The sequence below is a fragment of the Pandoraea iniqua genome, from assembly GCF_902459685.1.
Lineage (GTDB): Bacteria > Pseudomonadota > Gammaproteobacteria > Burkholderiales > Burkholderiaceae > Pandoraea > Pandoraea iniqua.
Genome location: NZ_CABPSF010000008.1, coordinates 226,157 through 250,801 on the forward strand (window position 1 = coordinate 226,157; position 24,645 = coordinate 250,801).

Below are 24,645 nucleotides of genomic sequence, written 5' to 3' on the forward strand. Positions count from 1 at the left end.
GCAGTGATGAAACGGGACGCAATCGACAACGCAGTGCGAGCGGACGCCGAACGCCATCTGGGACGGGTGGCACTGGTGACGGGCGCAACCAAGGGAATTGGGCAGGAAGTGGCACGCTCGCTCGCGGAGGCGGGCATGACGGTGGTGGTGGGGGCCCGCGACGAGGCAAGAGGTGAAGAGGTGGTGGCGCCGCTGCGCAAGGCGGGTTTTCAGGCCGAGACGCTGGTGATCGACCTGCTCAAGCCGGAGACGCTGCACGCGGCGGCCTACCGGATCGGGCGCTATCACGGGCGGCTGGACGTGCTGGTGAACAACGCGGGCATTACCGATCCGCGCGACGACACCCCCGAGCGGGCGTCCATCGAGGCAGTCGAGCGGATATTCGCGACCAACTTCTTCGGCACCTTGCGGGTGACGCAAGCCATGTTGCCGTGGCTGTCGCGCTCGGATGCCGCGCGTATCGTCAACGTGTCGAGCGGTCTGGGCTCGCTCGCCTACAACGGCGACCCGGCGTGGGAGCATGCCGCGTTCAAGCTGATCGGCTACAACGCTTCCAAGGCGGCGCTCAACATGCTGACGGTGCAGCTCTCGCACACCTTGCGCGAGACGGCGATCACCGTGAATTCGGTCGACCCGGGCTACACGGCCACCGATCTGAACGGCAAGCGGGGCACGCAGAGCGTGGAAGACGGTGCGCGCAGCGTGGTGATGCTGGCGCTGGGCGAGCGCGGGGCGGTCAACGGCGGCTTCTTTAACGTGGCAGGCGCGTTGCCGTGGTGATCAGGTGAAGGGGGAGGGCAGGTTGTGCTCGCGGTAAAATGCGCAGCCTGCTAATCCGGTGACACCTCCGCCACCGGCCCCGACCGATCGTTTCATGAACTGCCGACCTCATTGCGCGGCTTGTTGTATCGCGCCTTCCATCTCGTCGCCGATTCCCGGCATGCCGCACGGCAAGCCGGCGAACACGCGTTGCGTGCAACTCGACGAGGCCGACCGCTGCCAGATCTTCGGCAGCCCGCTGCGCCCGGCCGTGTGCGGCTCGTTGCAGCCTTCCGTGGAAATGTGCGGCGACGACCGTGAACAGGCCGTGCGCTGGCTCTCCGAGCTCGAAGCGCTGACTGCGCCGGTGCGGTAACCGGCGGATCGCGCCGCCACATCAAACGTCATCCAGCACGGCGCTACGCCAATAGGCGCAGGGTAGTTCGGCGTCATGGGCGAATGCTATAGTCGCGCGTGTCGGGCGCTGGGCGCCCTGTAGTGGAATGAGACATGGCGCGTCACACGCATCCGGACCGGCAACATCATCAGCAGTGCGAGGCATTGGACACACGCGATGTGCACGAAGCGACGAACCCTTCGCGTCGTCGCTGGCTGACCCTCACTGGCGCATCGGCACTTGCTGCCGGGCTTGCCGCTTGTGCCGGTTTGCCGTTCGGCAACGACTACACGTTTTCAGAAAGCCAATTGCAGCGCGCGTTGGAGCGCAAGTTTCCGTTCGACCGCCGCGTGCTGGCCGTGCTCGACGTGAACCTGTCGCACCCGCGTCTCACGCTGCTGCCGGACCGTAACCGGCTGGCGGTGGCTGTCGACGCCACCGTGACGCATCCGCTTGGCGGCGCACCGCTCACCGGCACGCTGGCCATCGACAGTGCGCTGGCCTACGACCCGGCCACGCTGTCCGTGGTGCTGCGCGACCCAGAAGTCGAAACGTTCACGATCGATGGCCTGCCCGAGCGCTGGTCTCGCCAGCTCAACGCTGCTGGCGCATTGCTCGCCACCCAGTTGTTGCAGGGCGCCCCGATCTACACGTTCAAGCCCGAGCAACTGAACATTGGCGGCGTGGCACGGCAACCCGGCCAGATCACGGTGCTTTCGCACGGTGTGAACGTCAAATTCGATTCGCGCTAATCCGTTGATCAATTAATCCGTTAATCCGGCGGCAACGCTCGCCGGCTCACGAATCTCCCGATTTCACCCTTTCAAGACACTTATCAGGAAACCATTGCATGGACTTGTTGCTGGCGCTTAAGGCGATCATTCTCGGTGTGGTCGAAGGTCTGACCGAATTCCTCCCGATCTCATCGACCGGTCACCTGATTCTGGCCGGCAGTCTGCTCAACTTTAACGACGACAAAGGCAAGGTCTTCGAGATCGTGATTCAGTTCGGCGCGATTCTGGCCGTGTGCTGGGAATTCCGCGTGAAGATTGCGCGCGTCGTGGCCGGACTGGGCAGCGATGCTACGTCGCGCCGCTTCGCCATCAACGTGATCGTCGCCTGCCTGCCGGCCATCGTGCTGGGGCTGCTGCTCGGCAAGCACATCAAGGCGATGCTGTTCAATCCGACGGTGGTGGCTACGGCGTTCATCGTGGGTGGCGTGATCATTCTGCTGGTCGAGCGGCATAACCGCCGTAATGTCGAAGCCGGTCAATTGCCGCGTGTGAACTCCATCGACGATTTGTCGCTGGCCGACGCCCTGAAGGTCGGTTTTGCGCAGTGCCTCGCGCTCGTGCCCGGCACGTCGCGCTCGGGCGCCACGATCATCGGCGGGATGATGTTCGGGCTGGAGCGCAAGGTGGCGACCGAGTTCTCGTTCTTCCTCGCGATTCCGATCCTGTTTGGCGCAACGATCTACGAACTGTATAAATCGCGTTCGATTCTGTCGGTGGACGACGTCGGTATGTTCAGTATCGGCTTCGTGGCGGCGTTCATCAGCGCCTTCATTTGCGTGCGCTGGCTGCTGCGCTACATCGCGTCGCACGACTTCACGGCGTTCGCGTGGTACCGCATCGTGTTCGGTCTGGTGGTGCTGGCGACCGGTTACAGCGGGCTGGTGGTCTGGGCCGACTAAGCATCACGGATTGACGCAATGAAAAAAGGGCACGTCGCGGTGCCCTTTTTCGTATACCTCAGCCTTTCAATCGCGCCGTTCAGCCGCGCTTCTTAAAGACCAGATCCCACACGCCGTGACCGAGGCGCAGGCCACGGTTTTCGAACTTCGTCACCGGACGGTAATCGGGACGCGGCGCATAGTCGGCGGCCGTGTTCTCGAGCGTCGGCTCGGCGCCCAGCACTTCGAGCATCTGTTCGGCGTATTCCTGCCAGTCGGTCGCGCAGTGCAGATAACCGCCCGGCTTCAGGCGCGAGGCGAGCAGCGCGACAAACGGCGGCTGGAGCAGGCGGCGCTTGTGGTGACGCTTCTTGTGCCACGGGTCCGGGAAGAACACGTGAACGCCGTCGAGCGACGCTTCCGGCAGCATGTGCTGAACCACTTCCACCGCGTCGTGCTGGATGATGCGCACGTTCGACAGCGGCGTAGTCCCGATGAGCTTGAGCAAAGCGCCCACGCCCGGTTCGTGCACTTCCACGCCGAGGAAGTCGTCGTCAGGACGCACCTTGGCGATATGCGCGGTGCCGTCACCCATGCCGAAACCGATTTCGAGAATGCGCGGGGCGTTCGGGCGCTCGAAGGCGGCTGGCCAGTCGAGCGTTTCGGGCGCGTAGGGCACGAGAAACTTCGGGCCAAGCGTATCGAACGCGCGCTTTTGCGCTTCCGAGCTGCGACCGGCACGGCGCACGAAGCTGCGGATGCGGCGCGGGTGCGCAACGCCGTCCGGGCCGACCTGTGCGTCGTCGTCTTGCGCGTCAGAGGTATTCGGCGCGTCGAGGTCGGCGTCGTCGTCGTGGGCCGGTTGCGCGTCGTCAGCCGGCGGTTGTCCGTGGTTCGTCATGGAAGCAGAAAGCCGTCGGGGGCGACGGCTTGTCGAGGAAGTGCTGCGGCGGGCGGCGCGCTTGGCAGTGAAGCCTGCGTTGGCGCCCAACACGATGATTTTTCAAAGGATTTTCCCGCGCTTTGGCAGCGGGAACGAGCGCGATTATCGCCCGGAACGGTCTTGACTGGCAAGTTGGGCCCCGGTACCGCTCAACGCGCCTTTGCCCGCGAGGGCTTGGCCGACGCCGCGACACGCGCCGCGCTCTTGTTGCGCATTGCACCGGCGCCATCCATGTCTTCGAGCCACGAGAGGGCGTCGGCATGGCGCAGAAAGTGGCGCAGATAGTCGGGCGACACGTCGTGCATGAGCGAGAGCGCGCGATGCACGAGATGGCTGGAATTCAGCGGCCCGGCGTTCTCCGGCACCTGCGCCAGCGACTGTCGCAGATTGCCGTCGGTGCTGAGTTTCGACCACGTTTCGCGGAAATACTCCAGCACGTCCATGTCTTCGAAACTGTCGTCGGTCGCGATGACCGTCGGCGGCGCAGGCGGTGCGATCGCAGGGGAGACCGATGAAGCGGCAGATGACGCGGCGGACGAAGCGCCTGCCGTCATACCGGATGACGCCGCGTTGACCGGGCGCGCCGCAGGTGCCGGGCTCGCGGGTCGCTTGATGGACGCTACCGACCGTGCGGGCCGCTCGCCGACGCGTTGCGTCATGTCGGTGATCAGGGCTGACAGGGGCGACACGGCCGACTGGGACGACTGGGACGGTGAGATGGCGGCAACCCCGCCTTCCTGCGTCGTGGGCACGCTGTCAGGGGCGTCCGGGGCTGCAACGTCCGTCAACGCCTTCGAGAACGCGTCGACGAGCGTTTGCAGGCGCGCATCCAGCACGCGCCTTGCTTCGCCCGTATAGCTCGTTGCTCGCCGCGCCAGCGCTTCGATAAGGTGAAAGCGAACCGGGTCGCGCTTGTCGGCCTGTTGCGTTCGCCAGAGGTCGAGCTGCGTCTGCCAGACCGACTGATCGGCGGCGTTGGCGGTATCAGCGGAACCGGTGGTATCAGCGTCAGCCATTTGACTTCCCAGCCTTGCCTGCTGCATTGCCCCCATTCCCCCCATTCCCCGCACTACTGCGCGGCATCGGCGCAATTTCCACGCGCCGGTTCTTGGCGCGGCCGGCCTCGTCGCCATTCGACGTCACAGGCTGTTCCGCCCCGAACGCCGCCGAGAACACCGACGACGGGGGGATACCCGCCGCAATCAGTTCGCGCGTGACGGTGAGCGCGCGTTGTGCGGACAACTCCCAGTTATCGGCAAAGCGACGGTTGGTCTCACGCACTTGCTGATCGTCGGTGAAGCCGCTGACCATCAGAATCTCGTCGCTCACCTTCAGGTAGGCGGCGAGCGGCGCGGCGAGACTGCGCAGCACTTCGCGGCCCTGCGGCTGCAACTGATCCGAATTCAGCGCGAAGAGCACGTTGCCGCTGATACCGATGCGGCCGTTCACGATCGTGACACGCCCGCCCGCCAGTGGCCCGGCGAGCGCTTTCTCCAGCGTTTCGCGGCGTTGCGTTTCGGCCTGACGCTCCTTCACCTCGCGCTCCAGCTTGGCCGACAGTTCGAGCTGCACGCCGATCACGCCGAGCATGATCAGCACGAACGCGCCGAGCATCACCGACATCAGATCGCCGAACACGGCCCACGCCGGCGCGGCGGCGCCAACGTCGCCGTCGGCCATCTCGGAGTCGAAGTCGTGGCTCATGCTGCCGCGCTACCCGGTTGCGTGCGGGCCGCGCCCAGCTGTTGCAGGTTTTCGAGAATCTGCTTTTGCGACATCACGCTCAACTCCACCACTTCGCGCGCTTGCGCGACGTAGTAGCCGAGCTGTTCGTCGCTGCGGGCCATCGACTTGTCGAGTGCCGCTTCAATGCGTTGCAGATGGTCGAGCAGTTGCGTGTTCGATTCGCCGAAGGCCTGCACGGCGGCGCCGAACGTGTCGCCGAGGCTCGCCACTTCCACGGCGCTGCCGGTGACCTGCGCCGACGCGGCGGCGAGTTTCTCGGTCTGGGCGGCAATGGCATCGCCCAGATTCGCGCCGGCGCGCTCAAGCAACTGTGCCGACGTGGTGACGAGATCGTCGACCGCAGCGCGTTGCTCGTTGCCGGCATGGCGCACGGTGTCGAGCAGCGTGCCGAGCGTGTCGAGCAGGCGCGAGCGTTCTTCCAGCATGGCGTTGTCGCGCACCATGCTGTCCGAGAGCTTCTGGCGCAGTTCGGCGATGATTTCGGCGGCGGCCTTCGGGGCTTCGGCGGCGGTCTGCATCAGGCGCGAAATCTCGGCGATGGTGTCGCTCGCATTGTTGCGCGACTGTTCCGACATTTCGAGCGCGGTGCGGCTGAGCGTCTCGCAGATCGTTTGCTGCTGATTGGCCGTTTGTGTACCCATCTGCTGCCACTGTTCGCGCAGTGTCGCGAGCGTGCCTTCGAGGGTTTCGGTCCATGCCGACAGGCGTTGCGTCTCGCGCTCGGCAGTGGCGTCGTGATGCGCGGCGTTGGCGGCGTTCAGGGCATCGAGCAGCGACGCGCTGTGTTCGGTGAAGGCCGTCGTCGTCGCGGCAACGAGTTGCTGATTGCCACCTGCCAGTTGTTCGCTCACGCGAGCGTGTTCGGCGATGGCGTCGCGCCAAGCTTGTGCGACGTTAGTCGACGCGGCGTCCATCTGCGTCGAAACACCTTGCAGCAGTTGCGTCGAGCGCGTGTCGAAGGTGTCGGCGAAGCGCGTGAGTGCGGCAGCGAGGTCTTGCGTGAGCGAGTCGTTGGCCTGTTGCTGCGCAGCGATGGCCTGCTTCCACTCGCCGGAAACCACCGCCGCCGTATCGGCAACGCTTTGCATCGCGCCTTCCGTGCGGGTACTCACACCCTCGACCAGATGTGTCGAGCGTTGTTCGAACGTTTCCGTGAAACGGCCCAATGCGGCGCCAAGATCGGCCGCCAGCGACGCGTTGGCGGCCTTTTGCAGCGTCAGCGATTCATTCCACACTTGTGCCACGCGCTCGTGCGCGCCGGACACATTACCGCTGGTCGTATCGAGCTTTGCGGCCACGTCGCTGATCAGCGCATTCGACCGTGCATCGAACGTTTGTGCGAAGCGCTCCAACGCGGCACCGAGTGCCTGCGTCATCGTGTCGTGCGACAAGCGTTGTTGCGTCAGCGCCTGATCCCACACTTGCGCCACGCGCTCGTGCGCACCGGACACATTGCCGCTGGTCGTATCGAGCTTCACTGCCACGTCGCTGATCAGCGCATTCGAACGCGCGTCGAACGTTTGTGCGAAGCGTTCAAGCGCGGCGCCAAGTTCCTGCGTCATCGTGTCGTGCGACAGGCGTTGTTGCGTCAGTGCCTGATCCCACACCTGCGCCACACGCTCGTGCGCGCCGGTCACGTTGCCGCTGGTCGCGTCGAGCTTGGCCGCCACGTCGCCGAGCAACGCCGTCGAACGCGCTTCGAAGGTTTGTGCGAATCGCTCCAGCGCCACGCCGAGGTCTTGCGTCAGCGCGTTGTGCGCGCTTTGCTGCTGCGCGAGTGCTTGCTCCCAAGCCTGCGCGACGGTCGTCTGCGCGGTGGCGATGCTGCCGGTGGCGTTATCGAGTCGCGAGGTCACATCGGCCAGCAAGCCGGCAGAGCGGGTTTCGAACGTTTGTGCGAACTGTGTGAGCGTGGCGCCGAGTTCCTTCGCGAGCGCATCGCTGGTGCGCTGCTGCGCGGCGAGCGAGGCTTCCCACGTTTGCGCCACACCGGCGTGTGCCGTGCTGACCTGACCGGTTGCGCTTTCGAGTCGGGTGGCAACGTCGTCGACGAGGCGTGCCGAGCGTGTCTCAAACGTCTGCGCGAATTCGCCTAGCGCACCGCGCAGATCGACCGCGAGCGACTCGTTAGTGCGCAACTGGGCGTCGAGCGAGTCTTTCCAGACATTCGCCACGCGCGAGGTCGTCGCTTCGAAGCGGTCGGACAAGCCGTCCATACGGTCTTGCATGGCGGACGACACCGTCTGGTGCCACGACGCGGTTTCGCGCGCCAGACTGGCCATGGTCGCCTCGACTTCGGGGCGAATCGCGGCACCGGCGGCGCTGGCCGTGGTCGTCACGCTGTCTTTCAGATACTGCTGCATCGCGTTTGTCAGCTGCGCGTACGAGGCATCCGTGCGGGCGTGCAAGGCATCTTGATTTGCCACGAGCCGTTCGCCGAGGCCCTGACTCTGGCGCTCCATGGCGGCCATCATGTCTTGCAGACGGTCGACCAGCGCGGGCATTACTGCGGCTTGCTGCTGGAGCAGTTGCAGCGTGGTTTCGCGCTGATGTTGCTGCGAGAAGCCGCGCAGCGTGGTGACAATGCGTGCGTCGAGCGATTGCACGACTTGCGCGCGCTGCTTGCGGGCGAGCGCGGCGAGCAGGCCGAGCATGGCCGACGTGGCAACACCGGCGACCGAGGTGCCGAACGCGAAGCCGAGGCCCTTGACCGGCGAGGCAAGCGACGCGCGAATGGCTTGCAGATCGGTCGCGCCTTCGAGGGCGATGCCGGTGCCGCGCAGCGTTGCCGCCATGCCGAGGAACGTGCCGAGCATGCCGAGCAGCACCAGCAGGCCCACGAGATAGGGCGTGAGTGCCGGGCCGGGCAGGCCGACGCGCTCGCCTTCCACGCGCAGGCGCACGGCGGTGCGCAGGCCGGCGGGCAGCGTGTCGAGCCACGACGGCAGCGACGCCGGCGCCGTATTCAGTTCGCCAACTGCCTTCGCGAGCGCGTTGGACGACTGATGAAAGCGTTTGAGCTCAAGGGCGCCGAAGAGATAGACGGCGGCGATGACCAGTGTGACGGCCAGCGCGAGGGTGTTGGTGCCGGCATAGCCGATGGCGATCCAGCCGACAACGGCCAGTCCGGCGACAAAGGCGACGAGATCAACGAGGTAACGATTCATGTTGTCCGGGTTCACTAACGTTTTCGCCGGGTTCAATCGCGAGCTGGGCGGCGAGCAGCCCTTCAAGCGGTTGAAGGCGGATATCGAGTTCTGCGAGCAGGATGCTCTGCATGTCCCGGTGGAAAGTGTCGAGCCACGTGCCTGCCGGGGCGAGCGGCGGGGCACCGGGCACGCGCGGTGCGGCCAGCGCGGCCTGCTCGGTATCGCGCAACTTCACGAAATGGCCTTCGAGCAGGTTCGGCACACTGGCGAGCAAGGTGCGCTCGCGGGCGCCCAGCACGCGCTCCATGACGGCATCGACACTGGCCAGCCGGGCGGCGTCTGGCGACATCAACGCCAGTTGTGCGCGCATGCGGGTGCGCAGGGCGCCGATGGCCGTGTCCATGGTCTGTTGCGACGTGGCATAGCGCTGCCGGTACGCGGGAAACTCGGCAAACGAGGCGGCCCGTTGACGCTCGGCGGCGCTCATTGCCCGAATTTGCCCGCCGGGGGCGGCGGCCAGACCGCAATCGCGGGCGATGGCGGCGGCGAGGTCCGTGCGTACACGTGCCAATTCCCGGCTGCCGTTGGCCGAAGCCGGGGCGGCCGTGCGCCCGCCGGGCGTTTCGGCCGGCGAGGAGGCTTTGAGAGCCGACGACAGGGCGATGGCGTCGGTCCAGCCCAGCCACTCACTCATGCGGTCCGAGAGCGACGGCGCGGCCTCAGGCGGCGTGAACGTGCTCAGACGGGCCAGCGAGCGTATGAGTGTCGGGGCGCTGATTACAGGACGCCGGGGCACTTGCACCATTCCACTGGGGGGTCAAAAACCCTGCAGTTTACACTGCGCGGCCCCCGGCACCCCCGGGTTGAGGTTTGCCGCCCGCGGCGCGGCACGCGTTTCGTGTCAATTCGATGGCACGAGAAACGCGATGACCGCTGTCGAGAACCGCGCCGGAAATTCCACGTTCGACAAATGCACCGCAGGGAACACTTGCAGGCGTGCGCCGGGAATCGTGTTCGCGACAGCTTCTCCGAGCGCGGCGGAAGTCACCGTGTCGTATTCACCGGAGATCACGAGTGTCGGGCGCGTGATGGCGGCGATATCGCGCCGGAGGTCGGTGTGCTGCACGGCCGCCCACGAGCCGGCCAGCCCGTGGCGGTTAGTCGCGAGCAATGTTTCGCGAAACGGCACCACGGCCGGATCGTCGCCATCGAGCATGGCCGCCGGGAACCAGTTGCGAAGAAACGTTTGTGTGGTTTCTCGCATGTCTCTCGCCTGAAGCACGGCAGCAATCGGCGCGTCCCAGACGTCGGCCGGGCCGAGATAGGCGGCCGTGTTGCTCAGAATCAATCGATCGATGCGCGCGGCGGCATGAATGCCGAGCCATTGCCCGACGATGCCCCCGAGCGACAGCCCGAGAAAGTGCGCCCGGGCGATATCCAGATGATCCAGCAACTCCACGACATCTTCGCCAAGACGCGCCAGCGAATAGGGGCCGGGCGGCACGCTCGACGCGCCATGGCCGCGCGCGTCATAGCGCAGCACACGGAAGTGTTGCGAGAAGTCGGCGATCTGCGCGTCCCACATATGCAGGTCGGTGCCGATCGAATTCGAGAGCACCAGCACGGGCGCTTGATCGGGGCCATCGAGCCGATAAGCGATACGGGCGCCGTCAGTGGTGTCGAAGAAGAAAAGGTTGTCCATCGTAGCCTCCGGGGGAGATCAGGAAAAAGACGTTGAGGTCAGTTCGTGACGTCCATTCTGGGCGAGGCCGTAAATGATTTAAATTACAAAGATCGGACGATCTTTGTCAAAAGAGATGACATGATGGAATTCACCCTGCACGACCTGCAATGCTTCGATGCCGTGATCCGCGAGGGCAGTTTTCAGGCGGCAGCGGCGGTATTGCACCGCACGCACCCGGCCGTGTTCGCGGCAGTGGCGAGGCTGGAGCGGCAGACGGGCCTCGCGTTGCTCGACCGCAGCGGCTATCGCGTGAAGCTAAGCGACGCGGGTGAATCGTTCTACCGGCGTGCGCAGCCGCTGCTGCGTGAGGCAACCGGCTTGCGACAGCATGCCGTGCAGTTGGCGATGGGCGAAGAGAGTGAGTTGAACGTGGTCGTCGGCGACCTGTGCCCGCGCGGTTTGCTGCTGGGGTTGCTGGCGCGCTTCTTCGCGGAGTGTCCTCATACGCGACTGCAACTGCACTTCGAGACGGTCGGCGGACCGATGGAGCGGCTGATGGCAGGCGACGCCGATCTCATCCTGCACCGCGTCGACAAGCGCGATGCCGGCATTGCGTGGATCGATCTGTGCAAGGTGCGGCTTGTGCCGGTGGTGGCGCCGCAAATGCTTACCGCACCACTACCGCGCGTCGTGCGTCCGGCGGACATGCGCGGCTACACCCAATGTGTCATGCGCGATTCGGCCCGGCAGCCGGGCGGCGAAAGCTTCTTTGTGATCGACGGGGCGCATCAGTGCACGGTGGCCGATCAGGCGATGAAGAAGGATGTGATCGTGCACGGCTTGGGCTGGGGGCACTTGCCTGCGCATCTGATCGAGGAAGAATTACGAAGCGGCGCGCTCAAATCCATCGCTGGCCGTCATCTGCCCGTGCACACAGAGGAAATCGTTGCGGTGCGGCGTGCCGACGGCCCGCATGGGCCGGTGGCGAACCGTCTCTGGGCGTATCTCCGCCGTGAGGTGGAGGCGGCGGGCGAGGTTAGTCCAGAGACGGCGTAAAGCGCGACAGCGAGCGTGTTCAGCAGGTAGCGTCGGCGGTTTGTGCGAGGCCACTGCGCAGATACGGCAGCAGGCTGGCGAGACCGATGGCGGCCATGGCGGCGCCGATCCAGAGCGGCGCGCGCATGCCGTAGCCTGCGTCGATTGCGGAGCCGCCTGCCCAAGTGCCGAACGCGAGACCGGCTGTGATCACCGACGTGTGCATCGTATTGACGAGCGGCCCCGGCGCGGCGGCGCGCATCACGCGGGCGACCATGGCGGGGTTGAGCGACACACCGGTCAGACCGATGGCGGCAAACGCGGCAATCCCCACGGGCGTGATGTCTGCCCACAGTGCGAAGCTGACCAAGGCGAGTGCCAGCACGCTCAGGCCGACGATCAGCACCGTGAGCGTATGGCGGTCGGCGAATCGGCCCGTCACGGCATTGCCGATGATGTTGGCGATGCCGTACATCGCGAGCAGATTCGGAATCGTGGCGGCGGAAACCCCGGCCACGTTCAGGAAGATCGGTGAGAAGTAGCTGAACGCGGCGAAGGTCGCGCCGATGATCAGGCCGCTCGTGATGAAGGCGGCCCACAGCGGACGATTGAGCAGCGAACGGAATTCAGCAGCGAGGCTGACCGTTTCGCGCTTCTCGGTGGCCGGCGCCCACAGCGCGACCGCCACGGTGCAAAGGGCGGCGAGTACCGCGACCAGCCAGAAGCTGGCACGCCAGCCGAAGTGCTGCTCGATGAACGCCGTGAGCGGCACACCCACGACGGGCGAGAACATCAGACCACCCAGCACGAACGACGCCGCACGACCGCGCACCGACGGCGCGACGAGGTCGGCGCACAGCGTGAGCGCGACGCCGAACGTAGCGGAACTGGCCACGCCCATGATGATGCGGGCGAGCGCCATGACTTCGTAGCGCGTGGCGACAGCGGCGAGCACACCACCTGCCACGTTGATGACGAGCAGCCAGACGAGTGCCTGTTTATGCGGCGTGCGCAAGGCGAGCAGGAGGGCGGTGAGCACCGGGCCGCCGATGGTCATGCCCAGTGCGTAGAGCGAGATCAGGTTGCCGATATCGCCAATGCCGACGTTCATCGCATGGGCGAGCGCGGGCATCATGCCGGCGACCATGAATTCCGCCGTGGTCATGGCAAAGACGGTGAGTCCTAATAAGTACACGACCGGTGGCATCGAGGTTTTTTGCGTCATATCTGTAACGATCATTCAATATTTGGGGGAAGAAAAAGCCCAGAGGGCTTTACGCGCGAATGTCGGGTGAGGCTTGTGTGTTGGGTGCGTTGTGTGAGTCGGTAGCGTCAGAGCTGGGCGATCGTGCCTTCCATGATGTCTTCGAGAAATGCGCGATCGCTGACGGTGCGCCCGAGGGCGCGCAATCCGAAATAGCTGCTGACGTACATACGGGCGACGAGGAGTGCGGGCCGATCGGTGGAGAGTTCACCGCTGTGTTGTCCGATGGCGATCAGGTGCACGAGCACCTGTTCGATACGGGTGAGATAGGCCTGACTGATCTGGCGCACTCTGGGGTCTTTGCCACCGCGTTCGAGGGCAGCGAAAAGACCCATGCAGGCACGTCCCGTCTGGGGATCGAGGTCTTGGTCGATCCCCCATTGCATGAGGGCGCGCAGCCGGTCCTTGACCGCGCCGGGCGCGTTGAGAATGTCGACTTGCGTCTGAAGCCCGAGCGTCTGATAGCGCTCGAGGGCTTCGTGATAGAGGTTCAGCTTGTTGCCGAAGGCGTTGTAAAGACTGCCACGCCCGAGCCCCGTGCATTCGACGAGCGTCTGCGCCGACGTGCCTTCATAGCCGTTCGTCCAGAACGCATCCATGGCGGCCTCGATGACGGCCGCGTCGTCGAATTCTCTGGGTCTGCCGCTCATGTTGATGTGCCTCGATGTCAGGGGGACGAAAACGGGGTAGCGCATTGGACGACGTCAATGCGCCAGTCCGATAGACGAAACTATAGGCGATTATTTAACGACTGTTCCAATAACCTGATATCGGTTGTGGAATTGGTTCGAGGGCTGTGGGAGATGCGGCGCGCAGAAACAAAAAAGCCGTCACGAGGACGGCTTCTTCGAAGAATCTCTGGAGCGGGCGATGGGAATCGAACCCACGGCTCTAGCTTGGGAAGCTAGGGTATTACCATTATACGACGCCCGCGAAGACCGACATTCTAAGCGCGGTTTGGGGTTTTTGGCAATCTAGTCACCATCAGATCCCTACCTAACCGCCCCAAAACCACGCGACCCGCTACCCGCCGTAGTTTGCCTGTAATGGCATTGCCCGTTGAGCCGGCTGCCGTCGAAACGCAGTTTTTCCGGATAACCGTCATTCGCCGATTTACACGCGATGAATTCGACTGGGTTCGTATTGTCGGGCGCGTTGACCTCGATGAACGATGACGCGCCGACAACGACATTGGCCGAAGCACTCGTGCGGTAATTCGTGCAGGCATTCGATGTGACATCGAAGCCGGTGCGTGCCGCGTTGCTGATGCTGGTGTAGCAATAGATCATCGACACTTCAAACCCGCAGCTATTGTTGATCCGCATCGAATACTTGTGACTGCGCGTCAGGCTCAGGCAGTTGTTGACCATCGGCTGCGTCTCGGTACCGTTCATCCCGCTGGTCGCATTGCCACTGGCAGCCGTGTTCGGCGCGCTGTACGCCCGCGCCGCGTTGCCACCACCGCCAGCAGTACTGTTCATGACAGACGCCGCGGCCTGAAGCTGTGCGGAATTCTTCCCGCCTGCCGCCGCCAGACCCTGCGCGATGGCGCCCAGCACTGCCCCGAATCCCGCGCCGCTGCTCGTTTGATTCGACGCCTGAGCAGGCTCGTAGCGCAGCGCAATGCGCTTTCCATCGGTGTATCTTGCGATGGCTTCACCATTGGCGGCGGTCAGGTTTCCGTTCATGAAACTGCCATTGCTTTGATCGCCTTCAAAGCGATTGCCGTTGGCATACGTATAAACGCCGTATCCAGTGCGCTGGCCGTCGATAAAATCACCGGAATACGTGTCGCCGCTGCTCCATGTGTAGCTGCCTTTGCCGGTACGGAGGTCGTTCTCGAATGCCCCTTGATAACGATCGCCGCTCGCCCAGTAATACTCGCCGGTGCCCTGACGCTTGCCAGCACGCATGGTGCCGACGAAGCGTTGCGAATAGCTGCCGTCTTGAAACCAAGTCAAAGTCCCCGGGCCGTCGACATAGCCGCCTACACACGCGCCGTCCCAAGTCACGGTTTCCGTGCTCGACGCTGACGGCGTTCGGTTCCACGTCTGGCAGCCTTCCGTGGTCATTGTCCAAGTCGATGGAAGGGCTGGCGCGCGCGGCGCCGATGCGCACGCGGCGAGCGTGGTCAGGCTGCCCAGCAATATGAGTTTCGTGAAATCCAGTGCGTTTCTCATGGTCCTTCCCCACTTTCTAAGTGCTATTGATCCGACGCTCGTATAGATCCGAATCCAGCGGATCGTGAGGACGGAAGCGGCCAGCATGGACACCTCCATGCAGGGTTCCGCAAGCGAAGATTACTCAGTGGGAGGCACAAGCTCCATCATCCATGTTGATGATGGCCGAGCGCAGGGGGATTACCGGCGTGTGGCGCCGGTACGTGGCAAACAGTCGTGCGAGAGCTATGCCGCTTCCGGCTTTACCGCACGCGAGCGGCGCAATTCGACCACCTGCACCTCGCCAGCGGCACCGGCAACGGCACGCGCGCGCAACTGCCCGCAACCGCCGTCGACGTCTTGACCGGCGCTGTCTCTCACTTTGGTCAGCACGCCGCGGCTGTGCAGATAGCGGACGATCTCGCGAATGCGCTCGCGATCGGGGCGCTGGTAGTCGTCACCTTCGAGACTATTGAACGGGATGACGTTGAGCACGCCATATTTCCCTTTGAGCAGGCGCACGACGGCGTCGAGTTCATCGTCGCCATCGTTAATGCCTTTGAGCAGCGTCCACTGGTATTGGATCGGATACCCCGTGTCGCGGGCGTACTTTTCACCGAGTTCGACCAGCGCGTCCGGTGCGATTTTCGGCGCGCGCGGCAGCAGATGCGCGCGCAGTTCCGCCTTGGTGGTGTGCAGCGATAACGCTAACGCAGGCTTGATGCGCTGGCGCGGCAGCGCCTCGAACACGCGCGGGTCGCCCACGGTGGAGAACACGAGATTCTTATGGCCGATATTGCCTTCGGTGCCCAGCAGGTCGATGGCTTCGAGCACGTTCTCAAGGTTGTGCGCCGGTTCGCCCATGCCCATGAAGACGACTTTCTTCACGGCACGCAGGCGTCGCGCCAGCACGACCTGAGCCAAGATTTCCATACTCGAAATCTGGCGGATCAGACCGCTCTTGCCGGTCATGCAAAACCGGCAGCCCACAGCGCAACCGACCTGTGTGGAGACACAGAGCCCGTCACGCGGCAGCAACACGCTTTCCACCATCTGCCCGTCGGCGAGTTCCACAAGCAGGCGCGAACCATCGTTGCCGGCATGCTCGGAACGCACGCGCGCAAGCGCGTCCAGTTCTGCGGTGATCTCGGGAAGGGCGTTACGCAGCGCCAGCGGAAGGAAGTGCTCCGAGCTTCGACGCCGCGTGCCGGTATCGAGCGCCTGACCGTTCAGCCAGACGCGCGCCACCCGGCCGCGATGGACGGGCTGAGCGCCGAGTGCGGCGAGGCGTTGGTCGAAGTCGGAGAAGCGCATAGGGTGCGGATTCTACGCCACTTGCGCTCGGGCACTCAAGGCGACGGCATGACATCATGGGAAGAGCAATATCACGCCGCGCCTTGGGTCAGGTCAACCCATCACCACCGATACCGATACCCCACTTGCCCGTACACATTCCGACGGTAATCGCCGCCCATGTTGCGGGCGTACTTCACGCTCGCATAAAGCGACGACGCGCGCCCGAGGGTTGCATCCAGACCGGCACCGATTTCATACCACGTCTTAGCGAGACTGCTGTCGAAGCTCGCGCCCCCCACGTTGGTCGCACCCGGCGACAGGAAGTCGTGCACGACGTCGGCGCTCAGGTACGGAGACGCCGACCCAACCCCTGCGACGTTCGCCAGATCCGGCGTAGCGAACTTGACACCCAGACGTCCACGCAGCGCATTCGTCGTGTTGCCCGACACCGTCGACAAGCTGTCGCTGAAGCCGTTCAGATGCAGGTATTGATACGCCAACTGCGCCTGCGGCTCGACGGTGAAGCCCGAGCCGAGAATGGCGAAGCGGTGGCCGATCTCGCCAGAAAGCGCAGCCCCGAAGCCATTTTGCGTGGCCCCAATACCCGTCACATCGCTGTACTTATTGCGATAGTGCGTGATCTGCGTCGTCACGTCGGCATAAGCGCCCTGCGGCAGAATTCTCGTCCAGTAGGCACCCACCGACTGCGCCTGCATCGTGACCGAACCGGTCGCCGCCGAGAGCGTCGGGTCGAGCGTGCGTGCGCTGTCGGAGAACGACGCCGAGGCCGTTCCGAACGTGGCCGTCACCCCCGCCAGCGTGCTGCCGCCCCAGCCCGAAGCGTCGGTGTTCAAACGCCACTCGCGCCCGAACTGAGCCGCGAACATGCGCTCATCCGCATCGAAGCGCCCAGACATATTGGCGTCCATCGACTTGCCGTACACGCGGCCCCACACGCCATTGGACGTATCGTCACCCGCCGTGCCGGTGGTGCGCGCGTTGCCCATGCGCTCCTGCAAGCGGCCCAGCATGGTGAAACCGAAATCGGTGTTCAACTGCGGCGTCATGGCGTAAGCAACCGTTGCCGCGCGGTAAGCGGTCTGGCCCGAGGCGTACGACGTCGACAAGAACCAGCTCGGGTCGCCGCCCGCCGGACCGATCTTGCGAAGCAGGTACTGATACGCACCTGCCTGAATCGGCGAATCAAGCTTGAATGCGCCGTCGGAGGCCGTCCCGTTGACCTGCACGAGCTGGATGCCGCTGCCCGAGGTCGGCGTGCCGGTGCCCGAGACCTTCAGCTTGAGCAGCGTGGTGCCGCTCGCATTGCCGTTGATGACGAGCTTGTCCGACGCCGCCGTGCCGTCGGCGGCGATGGTGGCCCCCATCAGAGCCGTCGCGTTGTTGCCGACGTAGTCGCCTGCGATCGTGAACGTGCCGAGATTGCCCGCCGTGGCCCCCGGCGATGCGCTGCCGACCGCGAGAATACCGGCGTTCGTCACGCTGCCCAGCGTGCCGCCGTAACCAGCCAGCGTCGCACCGGCAGCTACCGTCGTCAGGCCGCTCCCCAGTGTCGCGTTGCGGTGCGAGGCGTCACCAACGATGACGGTGGCACCGCTGGCAATCGCCGTCGCGCCGGCGTACGTGCTCGCCCCGTTGAGAGCGATCGTGCCCGCGCCGAGCGCCACTGCCGAGAAGTTCGAGATCGCGCCGTTGTAGCTGAACGCGTTGCCGCTGCCCGGCGTGATGGTCAATGTGCTGGTGCCCGTGCCGCCAGACACGTCGCCGTTCACCACTGCCGCGCCGCCCAGAATCTGGAGGCTGCTGTTGCCGCTCCCCAGATCCACGGCCTTGCCGCTTTGGTCGGCCGTGATCGTGCCGTAGTTGATCACCGTGGCGTCGTTGGCACCGGTATTGACCGCAGCCGCCGTCGCCCCGCCGCCTTCAAGGACACCGCCCGCCTGATTGATGATCGTCACCGTCATGGCGTTGCGGCTGCCGGTCACGGCAATCGCCGAGTCGCTTTGCCCGCGAATGAGGCCGCTGTTGACGATGGTCGAATTGACGTAGATGCCTTGCGGCGCGATGGCCAGCCCCGTGGCCGGGTCCTTGTCCACGCCGGCGAGCGTAATGCCGCGACCGATGCCGCCGGGCGTGTTCTCGCCGACGATGGTGCCGCTGTTGACGATCGTGCCGCCACCGACCGTGACGCCCTCGCTTACGTCGTTGAACGCGCGTGCGCCGCGAATCGTGCCCGAATTGGTGATGTTGACGATACCGTCGACGTCCACGCCATCGCCGTCGCCCGTCACGCCATTGCCGATGATCGTGCCGCTGTTGTTGATCGTGACGACCTCCTTGGCGTTGAACCCGTCGATGTTGATGCCCGAGCCGTTCATGCCCTGAATCGTGCCACCGGCGTTGTTCGTGACGGAGAGCTTGAAGGTCCCGTCCGTGGTCGTGTCGACGCCGCCGGTGATGCCGTGGCGCGCGCCCTGAATCAAACCGGTGCCCGCGTTGACGACCGTGATGCCGCTGTTGGACTGGGCATCGATACCGTCGCTGCTGCTCGTGCTGCCGGGGTTGTTGGTCGAGCGGATGATGCCCGCGTTGTTGACCACGCCGTTGACGCCGGGCCGCACGGCATCGGCTTCGTTCGCCTGAATGACGCCGCCGGCGAAGTTGTTGAGGACGTTGGTGCCGGTGGTGATCGCGTTGAAGTCGATCGCCTGACTGCCGCCGGCGGAGTTGTTGGTCGAGGTCAGCGTGCCGTAGTTGTTGAACACGATGTTGCTGTTCGACTTGTTCATCTGGATCACGTCGGCGTCGAACGTGGTGATGCTGGCCCCGACCCCGTTAGTGACCGTCAGGGTCAGGCCCCCGGTGTTATCGCGGATCGCCCGGCCGGTGCCCGTCATGTTGATCGAGCCGTTGTTGACGATGGTGGCGTTGCCGGTCGCGGTAATGCCGACGGTGCTGCCGCCCACCGACAGGGTGCCGCCGCTGGCGATGGTGCCGGATTGCCCGCTGGAGAGCGTCTGGGCCGTGTTGGACGTCTGCCCGTTGTTGATGACGAAGTTGGCGGCGAAGGCGTGCTGCTCGGCGAAAAGCGCGATGACGCCTGCCAGAATGGCAATTGGTTTCATAAACCCCGATGTCCTCTTTGGAACTTGTTCGAAGTCGCAAAGTATTCGTCGGTGTCATGACGAATTGATGAAATGCAATGAAAGGATGGGCCAAAGTGCAATAATCCCGGCTGCGGATATCGTCGTGAGTGCAAATCTCAGGAATCTCAAGAACCTCAGGATCAGATCGGCACGCGGCATTTGCTTGGGAATCCGGCATGTCAGATATGAAGCTAACCACCGTCCAAACCCTGACGCTTGCCAGTCCGGGCATCGCCGTACTCTTTGCCTTGAGCTTTCTGGCGATGTCGCGCTTTCACCAGGCGGCGCGCTATCTCAAATTGCTCGCCGCGTCGTTTCTACTGTTTGCCCTCGCGGCGTCGGGACAGATTCTCGGCATCCCGGCCGACGCCGGCGGGAACGCAGTTATCTCGGGGGCGCTGTATGTCGGTTGCGTGATCCTGCTCGCGGAGGGCGTGCTGCGGCGCACGAACCTCACGCTGGGCAGGGTGATTCCGCCCGTCGCGCTGATCGGCATCGTGGGCGGGCTGGCATACCTCTACTACGGCGACCGGAACCTAGTCGCGCGGGTCTACTTGCTTAACTTCGGGTGTGCCGCCGTGTTGCTGGCCGCCGCAATGCGGATGACTTCGCTACTGCGCAGCAAGCCGACGGATCGCGTGGTGTTCTGGGCGTTCCTCGCTTTTGCACTGAGTTTCTTCCCGCGGACTTGGCTGACGCTAGGGCAAGTGCGCCGTAGCATGAGCACGCATGCCTTCGGGACCTCCAGCTTCTGGATCGCCCTGCAGATGTGGCTGGTGCTGTCGGGCGTCGCGCTCGCCGTCATCCTGATCTTTGCCGCAACGGCCGACAAGATCGACGATTTGCGACGCGAGCGCAACGAAGACCATCTCACCGGACTGCTCAACCGCAGAGGCTTCGACGAGTCCTCGAAGCTCCGCGGGCGCCGTGTGTCCGATACCCCGTCAAGCCTGATCGCGTGCGACGTCGATCACTTCAAGCGAATCAACGACACCTTCGGACACACCGCGGGCGACGCGGTACTGCGACATGTCGCCCGATTGTTGCGCAGCGTCTTGCGTTCGGGCGATGAGGCGGGAAGAGTGGGCGGGGAAGAGTTTCTGGTGCTATTGCCCGGCACCGGCAGTGTGGACGCATGTGAAATCGCGCAGCGCATGCGCGAGACGATCGCGACGGCGCACTTTCCCGGGTTGCCCGCCGACTATCGGGTCACGGCAAGCTTTGGCGTGGCGACGAGGCAACCCGGCGAGTCCATGGAAGCGTTGATGATGCGTGTCGACCGCTTGCTGTACGACGCGAAAGACGCGGGGCGCAACCGCGTCGCGATTGACGGCCCCCGGCAAGCGGCCTAACCGGCGCTCGCCCGCAACGCCGTCTTCAACACTTTGCCGTAGTGATTCTTGGGCAGCGCATCCACCGACACATAACGTTTCGGGCGTTTGAATCGGGCGATGTGTGCCAGACAATGGGCATCCAGCGCGGCGGTATCGAGCGGGGTGCCGGCGCGGCTCACCACGTACGCCACGATCACTTCGCCCCATTCCGGATCGGGCTCGCCAATGACGGCTACCTCGGCCACGTTATCCGCCCGCAACAGCACTTCCTCGACTTCACGCGGATAGATGTTCGTACCGCCGGAAATGATGACGTCTTTCGAGCGGTCTTTCAGCGTGAGAAAGCCGTCGTCGTCGAGCACGCCGATGTCGCCCGTCCACAGCCAGCCGTTACGAAGCGTCTTTGCGGTCGCTTCTGGATTTTTCCAATACCCCTGCATCACAACATCGCCGCGCACCACGACCTCACCGGGCGTGCCCGGGGCCACGGGCACTCCGTCGTCATCCACCACTTCGACTTCCACCATCGCGTGTGCGTGGCCGACCGACGCCAGCCGCTGTGCCCACGCGGGGTGCTCACTCGCGGCAATGCAATCGCGCGGCAACACCGTGATCGTCATCGGCGACTCGCCCTGACCGTAGATCTGGACGAAGCGTGAACCCATCACGGCAAGCGCTTGTTCGATATCGGCCGTGTACATCGGCCCGCCGCCGTACACGATCGTTTTGAAGCCATCGGACGGCGCGCCGGAGGCCTGTGCGTGCCGTACCAATCGATTGACCATCGTCGGCGCCGCGAAGCAGGAGATACCGCCGAGTGACGCCGCCAGCGCGAACATTTCCTCGGCATCGAAACCACCCGAAGCGGGGAAAACGTGTCCCGCGGCTTGCATCATGAAGACGACGCTGTACAGCCCGGCGCCATGCGACATCGGGGCCGCGTAGAGCGTGCGGTCGTCGCGCCCGATCGCATCCACATCGACGAGGTAACACGCAGCAAGCGACCACAGATTGCGATGCGACAGCATCACGCCCTTGGGGCGCCCGGTGGTTCCGGAGGTGTAGAAGATCCATGCCAGATCCCCATTCTCGCGGGAGACAACTGCACCGGTTTGGAATGCCGGTGCGCCAGCGCCTTTCACCCAATCGTCGATGCGCGCATCCTCCGGTGCGATGCGAATCGCCGGGACTTCCAGAAACTCGGCAATGGCGTCGAGATCCTCCGCTTCCGCCAGAATCACCTCCGCCTGCGCATCGTTGACGATGAACGCAGCTTCGCGCGGATGCAGCTTCGCGTTGATCGGCACGGCGACCAGACCCGCCCACCAGATCGCATAGAGCCATTCGAGATACTCCGGTCGATTGCGCATCCAGAGCGCGACGCGAGCGCCTTCCGCCAGACCGAGCGAGCGCAGGCCGCCGGCAATGCCGGCACAACGCCGGGACAGCGTGGCGTAGTCGAACTGCGGCGAATCACCGAGATAGGTGGCAATGTGCGAGGGGTGCCGCGCAGCAGCGCGGGCAAGCGTATTGGCAATGTTCATGACAGGAAGCGATCGCGCATCACCCGATGAACGGGCGATGCGGGAACAGAAGAAGGTAAGGAAGAAGGTGAGGAATCGATAAAGCCGCGCGCGACTCGTGTCGCGCGTCGTCAAATCAATGCGCAGGCGTACGTGCGGCACCCGGCGCAACGTGACGGCTCGGGTCACTTGCGCGTCGCGTCGCCACCGTCAGGAACGCGAAGAGCAGCAGCCCGTAGAGCAGCACCATCACGCCGAGCGTGCTCATGCTCGCGCCGTATCCACCGAAGGTGTCCTTCGCCCAGCCCGTCAGATACGGGCCAACGAAACCGCCAAGGTTGCCGACCGAATTCACGAGGCCGATACCGGCTGCCGCCGCAGCCCCCGTCAGGAACATGGGCACCAGCGGCCAGAACAGGATGTTCGACGCCAGAATCCCCGACGCGGCGATGCAGAGCCCGACGATCCCCACGACCGGCGATGTTGCATTCCCCGCGATCACCAGCCCGACGGCACCGATCGCTGCCGGCACGAGAATGTGCCAGCGCCGTTCACCGGTCTTGTCGGAATGCCGCGCGTTGATGACCATCGCGACGCCGGCGCACACATAAGGCACGGCGCTGAGCAGCCCGGCACGGGTGTTGTCCAGACCGCCGATGCCCTTGATGATCTGCGGCATCCACAAGGTGATGCCGAACAGCGCGGTGATGTTGCAGAAGATAGCGAAGGCCAGCAGCAGCACCTTGCCCGAAAGTAGTGTCTGCATCACGCTGTATTGGCGCGCACTTTCTTTCGCAGCGCGTTCCTGTGCGAGCGTGCGCACGAGCCAGTCGCGTTGGGCGGCGCTGAGCCACGTCACCTTGTCCGGTGAATTGCCGAGTACGAAATAGGCGATGACACCCACCACCACCGCGAGCGCGCCTTCGAGCAGGAACATCCATTGCCAGCCGCGCAGACCGGCGAAGTCGTGGAACGAGCTCAAGATGGCGGTGGACAACGGCGCCCCGATCAGCACCGCGAGCGGCAGACCCAGAATGAAGATTGCCGTCGCGCGCGCCATGGCCCGTCCCGGGAACCAGAGGCTGAGGTAGAGCACGATGCCCGGGAAGAACCCCGCTTCGGCCACGCCAAGCAGAAAGCGCATCACGTAGAACGACGTTTCCCCCGACACGAACGCGAAGCCCGCCGAGACGATCCCCCACGTGACCATGATGCGGGCAATCCAGATACGTGCGCCGACCCGGTGAAGGATCAGGTTGCTGGGCACCTCGAAGACGAAATAGCCAATCGAGAAGATGCCCGCACCGAAGCCGTAGACGGTTGCGGTGAAGCCGAGATCGCCGTTCAGATGCAACGCGGCGAAGCCGACGTTCACACGGTCGAGAAACGCCACGATGTAGCAGAGAATCAGAAACGGCAGAATGCGGCGCAGTAGCTGACTGATCGTCTCCTGCGCGAGACGCGAGTCGAGCGCGGCAGCGTTATCGCCGCTCGCGACCGGTGGACTCGCCTGAGATGCGGGGGTCGGGTTCAAGGGGTGTCTCCGTCATGGTGCTGTTATGAATGCTGGTCGCTGCCAGCTGGGTGATACGAACTTGCGGTATTGCACGACTTCTCTACGATTTACTGACTCATTACCGACGTGGCCCTCACGCCAGCCTCACAGCTTGTATTCATGCCCGTGGCGTTCCAGCTTGCGCAACAGCGGCGGCCATTCGCGATCGCCCGAGCCGCGCAGATCCGTCACCCATTGCTCGGCGGTCAAGGCGGCAATGTCATGCGGCGGAATTCGCAGTGCAGCGCCCGTCGCCTGCGCGAGCAGTTGCGCGCGCGCCGCCTTCTCCAGATAGAACATTTCCACAAACGCATGTCCGACCGAACGCCCGACAGTGAGCGTGCCGTGATTGCGCAGGATGAGCGCCGTGTGCTCGCCCAAGTCGACCAGCAACCGTTCGCGCTCGTCGGTGGTCAGCGCGATGCCTTCGTAGTCGTGATAGCCGAGACGTCCGACAAAGCGCATCGCGTGCTGAGTGATCGGCAACAGGCCGTCTTCCAGTGCGGAGAGCGCCATGCCGGCCTCGGTGTGCAGATGCATTACGCAGGCAGCATCCTCGCGTGCGGCGTGGATACACCCGTGAATGACGAAGCCGGCCGCATTGGGACGATAGAGCGAGTGACCGATGACGCGGCCTTCAAGGTCGATCTTCACGAGGTTCGACGCCGTGATCTCGTCGAACGACAAGCCCAGCGGATTCACCAGAAAGTGATGCTGCGGCCCGGGCACGCGTGCCGACAAATGGGTGTAGATCAGATCGTCCCAGCCATTGAGTGCACACAGTCGATACGCCGCTGCGAGATCCTCGCGCACGCGCTGCTCGGCCGGCGTCGTGCCGGTGTCGGCGAGCACTTCGCCGGCAGGCAGGTCAAATGAAGAAAAAACTGTGTCAGACTTCTGCATTCCGTTCTCCGAACCGACGTACCGCTAGCAAAGCGGCGACGATATTTATAAACTAAACGTTC

The 24,645-nt window shown here is 64.1% G+C and carries 20 protein-coding genes and 1 tRNA gene; 6 read left to right on the top strand and 15 right to left on the bottom strand.

The window, feature by feature from the left end:
- Nucleotides 1-6 precede the first annotated feature (6 nt).
- The 4 genes from PIN31009_RS23445 to PIN31009_RS23460 all read left to right on the top strand — a co-directional run bounded on the left by PIN31009_RS23445 (nucleotide 7) and on the right by PIN31009_RS23460 (nucleotide 2,849).
- Nucleotides 7-780 carry an SDR family oxidoreductase gene (locus tag PIN31009_RS23445; RefSeq protein ID WP_150791712.1) on the top strand — a complete coding sequence of 258 codons (774 nt, stop codon included), beginning with the start codon at nucleotides 7-9 and terminating at the stop codon, nucleotides 778-780.
- 94 nt (nucleotides 781-874) lie between these two features.
- Nucleotides 875-1,135 carry a YkgJ family cysteine cluster protein gene (locus PIN31009_RS23450; RefSeq protein WP_150791713.1) on the top strand — a complete coding sequence of 87 codons (261 nt, stop codon included), beginning with the start codon at nucleotides 875-877 and terminating at the stop codon, nucleotides 1,133-1,135.
- A 134-nt stretch (nucleotides 1,136-1,269) separates the two neighbouring features.
- Nucleotides 1,270-1,908, top strand: coding sequence for a DUF1439 domain-containing protein (locus PIN31009_RS23455; RefSeq protein WP_150686265.1), 639 nt, complete (start codon nucleotides 1,270-1,272; stop codon nucleotides 1,906-1,908).
- Between the two features lie 98 nt (nucleotides 1,909-2,006).
- Nucleotides 2,007-2,849, top strand: a complete 843-nt coding sequence (locus PIN31009_RS23460) for an undecaprenyl-diphosphate phosphatase (protein WP_150791714.1) — start codon at nucleotides 2,007-2,009, stop codon at nucleotides 2,847-2,849.
- A gap of 79 nt (nucleotides 2,850-2,928) precedes the next feature.
- Here PIN31009_RS23460 and trmB read toward each other — a convergent pair whose 3' ends face one another.
- The 6 genes from trmB to PIN31009_RS23490 all read right to left on the bottom strand — a co-directional run bounded on the left by trmB (nucleotide 2,929) and on the right by PIN31009_RS23490 (nucleotide 10,368).
- Nucleotides 2,929-3,729 (bottom strand): tRNA (guanosine(46)-N7)-methyltransferase TrmB, encoded by an 801-nt coding sequence (gene trmB, locus PIN31009_RS23465; protein WP_150791715.1) that lies wholly within the window; start codon nucleotides 3,727-3,729, stop codon nucleotides 2,929-2,931.
- Nucleotides 3,730-3,920: 191 nt separating this feature from the next.
- Nucleotides 3,921-4,787, bottom strand: a complete 867-nt coding sequence (locus tag PIN31009_RS23470; protein WP_174997357.1) for a DUF2894 domain-containing protein — start codon at nucleotides 4,785-4,787, stop codon at nucleotides 3,921-3,923.
- Nucleotides 4,780-5,475, bottom strand: coding sequence for an OmpA family protein (locus tag PIN31009_RS23475; protein WP_174997359.1), 696 nt, complete (start codon nucleotides 5,473-5,475; stop codon nucleotides 4,780-4,782). The genes PIN31009_RS23470 and PIN31009_RS23475 overlap by 8 nt, the downstream gene beginning before the upstream one ends.
- Nucleotides 5,472-8,684, bottom strand: coding sequence for a DUF802 domain-containing protein (locus PIN31009_RS23480; protein WP_150791717.1), 3,213 nt, complete (start codon nucleotides 8,682-8,684; stop codon nucleotides 5,472-5,474). Before PIN31009_RS23480 ends, PIN31009_RS23475 begins: the two co-directional genes overlap by 4 nt.
- Nucleotides 8,665-9,471: a DUF3348 domain-containing protein gene (locus PIN31009_RS23485; RefSeq protein WP_150791718.1), complete on the bottom strand. Its 807-nt coding sequence runs from the start codon at nucleotides 9,469-9,471 to the stop codon at nucleotides 8,665-8,667. Before PIN31009_RS23485 ends, PIN31009_RS23480 begins: the two co-directional genes overlap by 20 nt.
- Nucleotides 9,472-9,567: 96 nt before the next feature.
- Complete coding sequence (locus PIN31009_RS23490; protein ID WP_150791719.1) at nucleotides 9,568-10,368, bottom strand: alpha/beta fold hydrolase; 801 nt, start codon at nucleotides 10,366-10,368, stop codon at nucleotides 9,568-9,570.
- Between the two features lie 120 nt (nucleotides 10,369-10,488).
- Between PIN31009_RS23490 and PIN31009_RS23495 the strand changes: the two genes are divergently transcribed.
- Complete coding sequence (locus PIN31009_RS23495; RefSeq protein ID WP_150791720.1) at nucleotides 10,489-11,406, top strand: LysR family transcriptional regulator; 918 nt, start codon at nucleotides 10,489-10,491, stop codon at nucleotides 11,404-11,406.
- Between the two features lie 19 nt (nucleotides 11,407-11,425).
- Here the strand turns inward: PIN31009_RS23495 and PIN31009_RS23500 are convergent, their stop codons facing one another.
- From PIN31009_RS23500 to PIN31009_RS23525, 6 genes are all read right to left on the bottom strand, one after another.
- Nucleotides 11,426-12,610 carry an MFS transporter gene (locus PIN31009_RS23500; protein WP_246185822.1) on the bottom strand — a complete coding sequence of 395 codons (1,185 nt, stop codon included), beginning with the start codon at nucleotides 12,608-12,610 and terminating at the stop codon, nucleotides 11,426-11,428.
- 107 nt (nucleotides 12,611-12,717) lie between these two features.
- Nucleotides 12,718-13,299 (bottom strand): TetR/AcrR family transcriptional regulator, encoded by a 582-nt coding sequence (locus PIN31009_RS23505; RefSeq protein WP_150791721.1) that lies wholly within the window; start codon nucleotides 13,297-13,299, stop codon nucleotides 12,718-12,720.
- A gap of 209 nt (nucleotides 13,300-13,508) precedes the next feature.
- Nucleotides 13,509-13,582 (bottom strand) — tRNA-Gly (locus PIN31009_RS23510).
- Nucleotides 13,583-13,641: 59 nt separating this feature from the next.
- Nucleotides 13,642-14,916, bottom strand: coding sequence for an MORN repeat-containing protein (locus tag PIN31009_RS23515; protein WP_174997361.1), 1,275 nt, complete (start codon nucleotides 14,914-14,916; stop codon nucleotides 13,642-13,644).
- A gap of 138 nt (nucleotides 14,917-15,054) precedes the next feature.
- Nucleotides 15,055-16,122: an RNA methyltransferase gene (locus tag PIN31009_RS23520; RefSeq protein WP_150791723.1), complete on the bottom strand. Its 1,068-nt coding sequence runs from the start codon at nucleotides 16,120-16,122 to the stop codon at nucleotides 15,055-15,057.
- Between the two features lie 101 nt (nucleotides 16,123-16,223).
- Nucleotides 16,224-19,247 (bottom strand): autotransporter family protein, encoded by a 3,024-nt coding sequence (locus tag PIN31009_RS23525; protein ID WP_150791724.1) that lies wholly within the window; start codon nucleotides 19,245-19,247, stop codon nucleotides 16,224-16,226.
- A 128-nt stretch (nucleotides 19,248-19,375) separates the two neighbouring features.
- Here PIN31009_RS23525 and PIN31009_RS23530 point away from each other — a divergent pair, with 128 nt between their 5' ends.
- Complete coding sequence (locus PIN31009_RS23530; RefSeq protein ID WP_150791725.1) at nucleotides 19,376-20,620, top strand: GGDEF domain-containing protein; 1,245 nt, start codon at nucleotides 19,376-19,378, stop codon at nucleotides 20,618-20,620.
- Here PIN31009_RS23530 and PIN31009_RS23535 read toward each other — a convergent pair.
- The 3 genes from PIN31009_RS23535 to PIN31009_RS23545 form a co-directional block, all read right to left on the bottom strand.
- Entirely contained in the window at nucleotides 20,617-22,146 is a 1,530-nt protein-coding gene (locus PIN31009_RS23535; protein ID WP_150791726.1) for a class I adenylate-forming enzyme family protein, read from the bottom strand. The two genes, PIN31009_RS23530 and PIN31009_RS23535, sit on opposite strands and share 4 nt — an antisense overlap.
- A 115-nt stretch (nucleotides 22,147-22,261) precedes the next feature.
- Entirely contained in the window at nucleotides 22,262-23,659 is a 1,398-nt protein-coding gene (locus PIN31009_RS23540) for an MFS transporter (protein ID WP_150791727.1), read from the bottom strand.
- A gap of 126 nt (nucleotides 23,660-23,785) precedes the next feature.
- Entirely contained in the window at nucleotides 23,786-24,583 is a 798-nt protein-coding gene (locus PIN31009_RS23545; protein ID WP_150686279.1) for a class II aldolase/adducin family protein, read from the bottom strand.
- Nucleotides 24,584-24,645 lie beyond the last annotated feature (62 nt).